Raw genomic sequence first — 6,000 nt, 5'->3', positions numbered from 1 at the left:
ACCCAGCAGTGCTGGTTTCCTCCCGGAGCGCTCGGCCTTGCCGCGATTTCTGCAATCGACCACGCGTTGTGGGATGTCGCCGGCAAGGCTGCGGGTCTGCCGGTCTACATGCTGCTGGGCGGCAATGTGCGTGACCGCGTCCGTGTCTATTGCGGCGTCTATACCGCACCCGATCCACAGGACGCGCTCGATCAGACGCTCAAGCTCCATGAAGACTACGGTTATACCGCGTTCAAGCTAGGCCCCTATCGCCGCGATCTTCACAACAGCCGCTGGGGGCGAACTGGCAAAGGAAACGGGCGACTATTTCGGCAAGATCCGTGAGATCACCCCTCCGCATTTCGAATTCGCCTTCGATGCGCATGCGAAGGTCTACGAATCCTACCAGGCCGTCCAGCTGGCTGCGACGATCGCGCCCTATGATCCGCTTTTCTACGAAGAACCAATACGACCTGAACATATTCCCGCTTGGGCGGAGCTGAAATCGAAGGTAACGGTGCCATTGGCGACCGGCGAATCTCTCTACAACCGCTTCGAATTCCTGTCGCTGCTGACCTCGCGCGGCGCCGACATCATCCAGCCCGACATTTGCGTCGTCGGTGGCGTCACCGAAATGCGCCGCATCGCGGCGGTTGCCGAAGCGCATTGCGTGACGATCGCGCCGCATAACCCAATGGGTCCGCTGGCAACAGCCGTGAACATCCATTTCTGCGCCGCCCAGCTGAACTTCAAGATCCTCGAGTTCAAGCCGCATGTGCACGCGCCCTGGGCGCTCGACCCGTATATGCCGGTGGATGGATATATGAACCAGCGCCCGGATCGCCCGGGCTGGGGTCTAGAGATCGACGAAAAAGTGCTGGCCACGGACGATTACATTCACTGGGAGCGGAAGATCACCTGCAAGCCGGACGGCTCGACCGCCTGTCCCTGAGAGCAGGGGCCTGGTCACGATAATAGCGCGCCGCGTTCCCGGCTGTTGAGGAGCAAATCCTCCTGACCGGCTGGACGACCACGCGAGTTACGGCATCAGGCTTCGGAAGCCACGCTTGTTGCCGTGTCGGGACGTCAGTGCCGTGACATAGGCATCATGGGAAGCGAAGCCCGCGAAATCCTCGATGTGAGAGGTAAGCGATGCACATCTGACAAGATGCCGCGCCGCGTGTTTGTAGCGGCTGGATCGTGCGTTCTCGAGCGTGAAGTCGATCATGGAGCGCAGCACGATTGTTGCCGCGAGCGGATGTTTCTCGGCCAGCGCTTCTGCCGCCGGCGTCATCAGGTCGTAGAGATCGCCATTGAGTTCTCCCTTTCGCTTCAGCACGAGCTTGGCCGCCTCGGCCAGTGCTGGCCAGTGCAGGAAAAACGCGAGTGCTCGATGCACCTCCGGAAATGCTTGGGCAAAAGCGAACGCCTTTTCCTCGGCCTCCATGTCATCGAAGTCCGGCAACCGGCGGATAAAGGCACGCAGGTGCACGTCGTTCAGTGACTGCTCAAACCACTTCCATCGATCCGCCTGCGCTTCGTCCGCGCCCCCCAAGGCTTCGAGTACCTCGACACGGGCGAGTTGCCACTCGATCGGAGCGTCGACACGGCTCCGGGTGTCGATCGCGTCCAGCGTTTCGAGTGCCTCGGCGGCGCGTCCTGCGGAAAGGAGCCGACGAGCGATGTCTGTCGCCACCAGGGGCGCCTTGCGGGTTTTTTCTGGCTGCTGGGCGATATACGCATCCACGTCGCCCTGGGCATCGGCGATTTCCTGCAAGGCAATGCGCACCGTCCGTTCCCGGTGATTTCCGTAGACTTGGACTTCGTGGATCGCTCCTTGGCTGCTCCAGCCGAGAACCTGACAGCCGCTTTGGACTACCTTGTCCTCAGGTTCCTTCGACCACTGCATGAACAGGGCCTGTAGTCGTTCAAGGCCATCCTTGCCGAGCGCGGGCGCCATAGCCGCAATCAGCGGATCATACTGGCCATAGTCGTTGTTCTGCACCGCAGCGCAGATCTTGTCGGCAAGGGCGTCCTTCTCGACACCGGCCGACGTGGCGATCACACCGGCGTCCACGCATGTCTGGTGGAAGCTTTCGATGATCGAGCTGCTTTCGTTGGCGGACCTCTGAAAGATGGGATCGGCCAGCGCCAGGAGTTGCCAGGCGAGCTCCAGGGCTTCCTTCGGATCGTCGGGGGCAACGACATCGACGATCGTTTTGCGCTGCGTCTCCAGGTCTGCCGTAACTGCCTTCACCTTGCGCCAGTTTATGACGGTTCGCGAACGGGCAATGCTTGCGAACCGCTTGCGCACTTCGCGTGCAATCTCGGCACCGCTGTGATTACCGGCAAGCTCCATGCGAAGCCGTCGTTTGTTTGCGGCGCTGCCGGTGCTGATCTCGATGAGCAGTTCGGCCAGACGCGGCGCGCCGAGCGTTTCCAGATTTTTCGCGTTGAGTGTCGTCTTGGCTGCCATCGATTTCCGCTGTCGTTTGCATCCAACACTAGCCTTGCGGCCGGATGGCGCAAGGTAGCAATGGCGTGCCTTTAGATTTAGGCGTTTTCTGCTTGCTCGAGGCGGAATGACTGGGCGTGTGCCATGGAAAGAAGCTCTTGACGGATGCTGTCGGCATCATATCCCTTGTCAACAAGGAGACGACGGCCCCTGTTTACTGGCATTCCACGCGGCTTCGTTCGGCGTATCAAGGACAATGATCGTTGGTCGGTGACCAGTTACGGAGTCTTGGGTCATTTTAGTTCCCTTTGGCGCCTGCGCGTAGTTGAGCATCCTCATTCAAAAAATGGACCCCGTCGATGTTGGACCGATAGGGCTCAGGCACTGCCAGCGACTGTGGCTGAAGACCGAGCCGTGCATCTTCGGCATTGAAGGATAAAATGACCTGAGACATGAAATTCTTTTAGAAACCAACCTTGTTCCATTTGCCTTTGGGACTGACCGGCGTCGAGGTCGTCCGGCGATATCGTGAAGCTCTTCCGCAGCACACGGCACGCGGGATCTGGAGGGCCGTCGGCGGTGACCTGGTATTCCAGAACCCTGCCACCCGGTTCGCGCGCCTCCATGCCGCGCATCAGCCGGTCTATAAATATCTCTATGGTCCCGTCGAGCCGAACGAGCTTGGCGCGCCACACGGTGCGGAGGTCGGCGAGGTCTGGTATCGCCAGGGAATGGACGTCAGCCATCTGCCGACCCGCCAGTCCGTCAGGGATAGGACCTTCGCGACAGCGGTTCACGACGTCTGGGTCTCGTTTATTCGCGACGCGGCGCCTGAGACGCCGGCAGGCAGGTGGCCTCGTTATTCCGGCGCAAAGCCACAGGTCCTGCATATGGAGAAGGGCGTATTCCGCCTCTCGATCGATCCCTTCGACAGCCGAACGGCGCTTTGGGAAAGGCCGCCCGCCTAACCAGGCTTCCCTGGGGCGAGCCTGTCGCTTTATGGGCTTCGCTTCGATGATGGAGATTGCCGATCTTGTTCAATCCACCTCCAGCTTCCGCTGAGCAAATCGACCTATGGGTATTATCGGGCAATCCGAGCCGGTCTAAGAAGACATCTAGTCGGCTTGCAACAATTGCCAAGCTTTGCGGTCTTGCCGAATTCGGGATTTTGGATGCCCCCTGACTATCTGGATACGAAACAGCTCGAGGCGTTCGTTGCCGTGATCTCGATCGGCAGTATGACAGGAGCTGCCAAAGCGCTGGGCAAGTCGCAGCCGGTGATTACCCGGCTCATACAAGATCTGGAGCAGGAACTCGGATTTCCGATCCTGCATCGCAAACGGTCCGCGGATAGCGCCGACGGAGCATGGCGTGGCCTTCTTTGCGCAGGCGGAGCTGTTCTTGAGCGGATTGCGCACGATCAGCGAACGTGCCCGGTCGATCGCGACAGCGCGGGCGACGCCTATCGAGGTGGCGTCGATCCCGGCCATCGCCGCGAGCATTGTCCCGCTCGCCCTCAGTGACTTACCCGCGGACCAGTTTCCGGATCATGTCCACCTTCGAAGCACGTCGGCTGAAAATGTCGTGCAGGCGGTCGTGGCGCGAACTGCTGATATCGGCATCGCAAGCCTTCCGCTGGATAATCCGGGGGTGGATGTGCATTGGGTGGGCGAAGTCCCCTGTGTCGCCGTTGTCGCCGTAAACGATCCCCTGGCCGGTCTCGATCTGCTTTCCGCGGAAAACCTGAAGGGCCGCCGGCTGATCGCTTCCGCCAACCCCTATCGGCTGAGGATGAGGATCGACAAGGCACTTGCGGAACAGTCGATCGAAACGGGTGGAATTATCGACAGCAATGCGACTTATGTGTCGCTCGCGCTGGCTCGATCGGGACTTGGCGTGGCGATCGTTGAGTCCGTTACTCTGACGGGCCTTCCGATCAAGGATGTGGTGATCCTGCCGCTCGCCTTCCACATTCCGTTCTACTGGGGCGTCATCACGGCAACCGGCGTACCGCTGCCTGCGACTGTTGAGCGGCTGATCTCCTCGATCGAGCGCTGGGCAATGGACGTGCCGCATTTTCGCAGGCTTGAGGCAATACCACCCGTTTAGGAAGTTGACACTGATTTGGTGCTGAAACTTCGCCTTCAGATGCCTCGCTCAAGACGACGCCGCAAGCAAATTCAGGAGATTTGATACCGATGTCGACTGAGAGAGATCCAGGAGGTTGTCGTAGAGATCATCGGTCGCATGTCCGGAGCCCCAACGAGCGCAATCGAAGAATTTGCTTCGTCGCTGGCCGGCATCGAGGGGGGCCTCGATCGATCCCTTGGCATGAAGCCGTTGGCTGGACAGGCCCGTACCGTCCCGCAGTGTCACAGTCAGCACATGCGGAAGACGATCATGACCGTACTCCTCGCCTGATGTGTAGGAATGCATCTCGATCCGCGACATCAGCGCAAGGACGTCTGCCTGTCGAAGGGCGGCGGGCGCGAAGTCCGACAGGCTGAGCGTGTCCTGCAGCATCGCCCTCGCAAGGCAATACGGCATCGAGAAGCGGGCCTGCATCTCGTTCTCGGGCCGAGGATAAGCAAGATTGCGGGCGGCTGAAATCCCGACTTTGACGTCGATACGATCGATCTCACCGGCACTCAGCCGATATTCTTGTTTCAGGTCGAAAAGTGCGTCGATTGCCCGATGCGTCGAGGCGCAGCAAGGATGGCGCTTGGTGACGAGACCGCGGGTTTCAATGATATGGGCTTCATCCAGCCGCCAGTCCGCCCAACCTTGGGCTTCACCGCCGCCAAAGAGATCCAAAAAACCCTGCGGGCGCTCAAGGATGTCGAGCCGGCCGCCGCTGCCTGACATTGCCAGCAAGGCGGCTTCGACTGCATTGCGCGCTGCAATTCCGGCATGCAGCGGTTTGGCCGGGGTGCCGAACTGGCCCTTGGGGCCGGATGCCATCGAGGTGGCCAGGCTCATGGCCTGCGCCGTCTCCTCGATGCTGGCGCCGAGGAGGCGCGCGACGCCGGCGGTCGTTCCGATCGCGCCGACCGTGGAGGTACCATGCCAACCTCTGTTGTAATGGGAGGGATTGACCCCAAAACCGACCGCCGCCTGGGCCTCGAGCCCGGTGAGATAGGCTTCCAGAAACGGCTTGCCGCTGATCGGGCGCTGCGAATGTATGGTGGCGAGCAGGGCCGGCACCAGAACTGCGGACGCATGAGCCCGGCCGGGATGAAAATTATCATCGAAATCGAGAGCATGAGCCGCCGTGCCGTTCACAAGTGCCGCCACCGAGGGCGACGCGTATCCGCCTGTGACAAGCCATCTGGAACCGCCGCCCGATATCTCACTGCCGAAAGCCGCGGTAACCGCCGCTACGCTTGGATCCTTGGTGCCGGCGATCATGCATCCGAGCGTGTCGATAACCGCGTCGCGGGCGCGCTCCATGGCAAGAGATGAAAACTCCGTCCGCGCTGAAAGCTGTTGGGCGATATCGAATAGGATCGTGGTCATTGACGAATGTCTTTCGCTGCGCTTGGTACACGGGCAAAAGTGTTCGACTT

General features: G+C 60.4%; 5 protein-coding genes and 1 pseudogene. 4 read left to right on the top strand and 2 right to left on the bottom strand.

The window, feature by feature from the left end; genetic code table 11:
* Window positions 1-931: pseudogene (locus C5J26_RS29300) on the top strand (mandelate racemase/muconate lactonizing enzyme family protein); the annotation flags it as partial.
* 87 nt (window positions 932-1,018) lie between these two features.
* Here the strand turns inward: C5J26_RS29300 and C5J26_RS29295 are convergent.
* Window positions 1,019-2,455 carry a DUF6880 family protein gene (locus tag C5J26_RS29295; protein WP_105404962.1) on the bottom strand — a complete coding sequence of 479 codons (1,437 nt, stop codon included), beginning with the start codon at window positions 2,453-2,455 and terminating at the stop codon, window positions 1,019-1,021.
* Between the two features lie 455 nt (window positions 2,456-2,910).
* Here C5J26_RS29295 and C5J26_RS29290 point away from each other — a divergent pair, with 455 nt between their 5' ends.
* The 3 genes from C5J26_RS29290 (at window position 2,911) to C5J26_RS29285 (ending at window position 4,543) form a co-directional block, all read left to right on the top strand.
* A complete protein-coding gene (locus tag C5J26_RS29290) occupies window positions 2,911-3,402 on the top strand; it encodes a carboxylesterase family protein (RefSeq protein ID WP_245437448.1) in 492 nt (163 codons plus the stop codon).
* Between the two features lie 204 nt (window positions 3,403-3,606).
* Entirely contained in the window at window positions 3,607-3,957 is a 351-nt protein-coding gene (locus C5J26_RS33445) for a LysR family transcriptional regulator (protein ID WP_342588885.1), read from the top strand.
* Window positions 3,905-4,543: a LysR substrate-binding domain-containing protein gene (locus tag C5J26_RS29285; RefSeq protein WP_245441320.1), complete on the top strand. Its 639-nt coding sequence runs from the start codon at window positions 3,905-3,907 to the stop codon at window positions 4,541-4,543. Before C5J26_RS33445 ends, C5J26_RS29285 begins: the two co-directional genes overlap by 53 nt.
* A 48-nt stretch (window positions 4,544-4,591) precedes the next feature.
* Here C5J26_RS29285 and C5J26_RS29280 read toward each other — a convergent pair whose 3' ends face one another.
* Window positions 4,592-5,950, bottom strand: a complete 1,359-nt coding sequence (locus tag C5J26_RS29280; protein ID WP_105404961.1) for an MmgE/PrpD family protein — start codon at window positions 5,948-5,950, stop codon at window positions 4,592-4,594.
* Window positions 5,951-6,000 lie beyond the last annotated feature (50 nt).

The sequence above is a fragment of the Neorhizobium sp. T7_12 genome (genome assembly GCF_002968535.1).
GTDB lineage: Bacteria > Pseudomonadota > Alphaproteobacteria > Rhizobiales > Rhizobiaceae > Neorhizobium > Neorhizobium tomejilense.
Note: the sequence above shows the minus strand (reverse complement) of the source record. Positions and strands in the feature narration are given on the sequence as shown.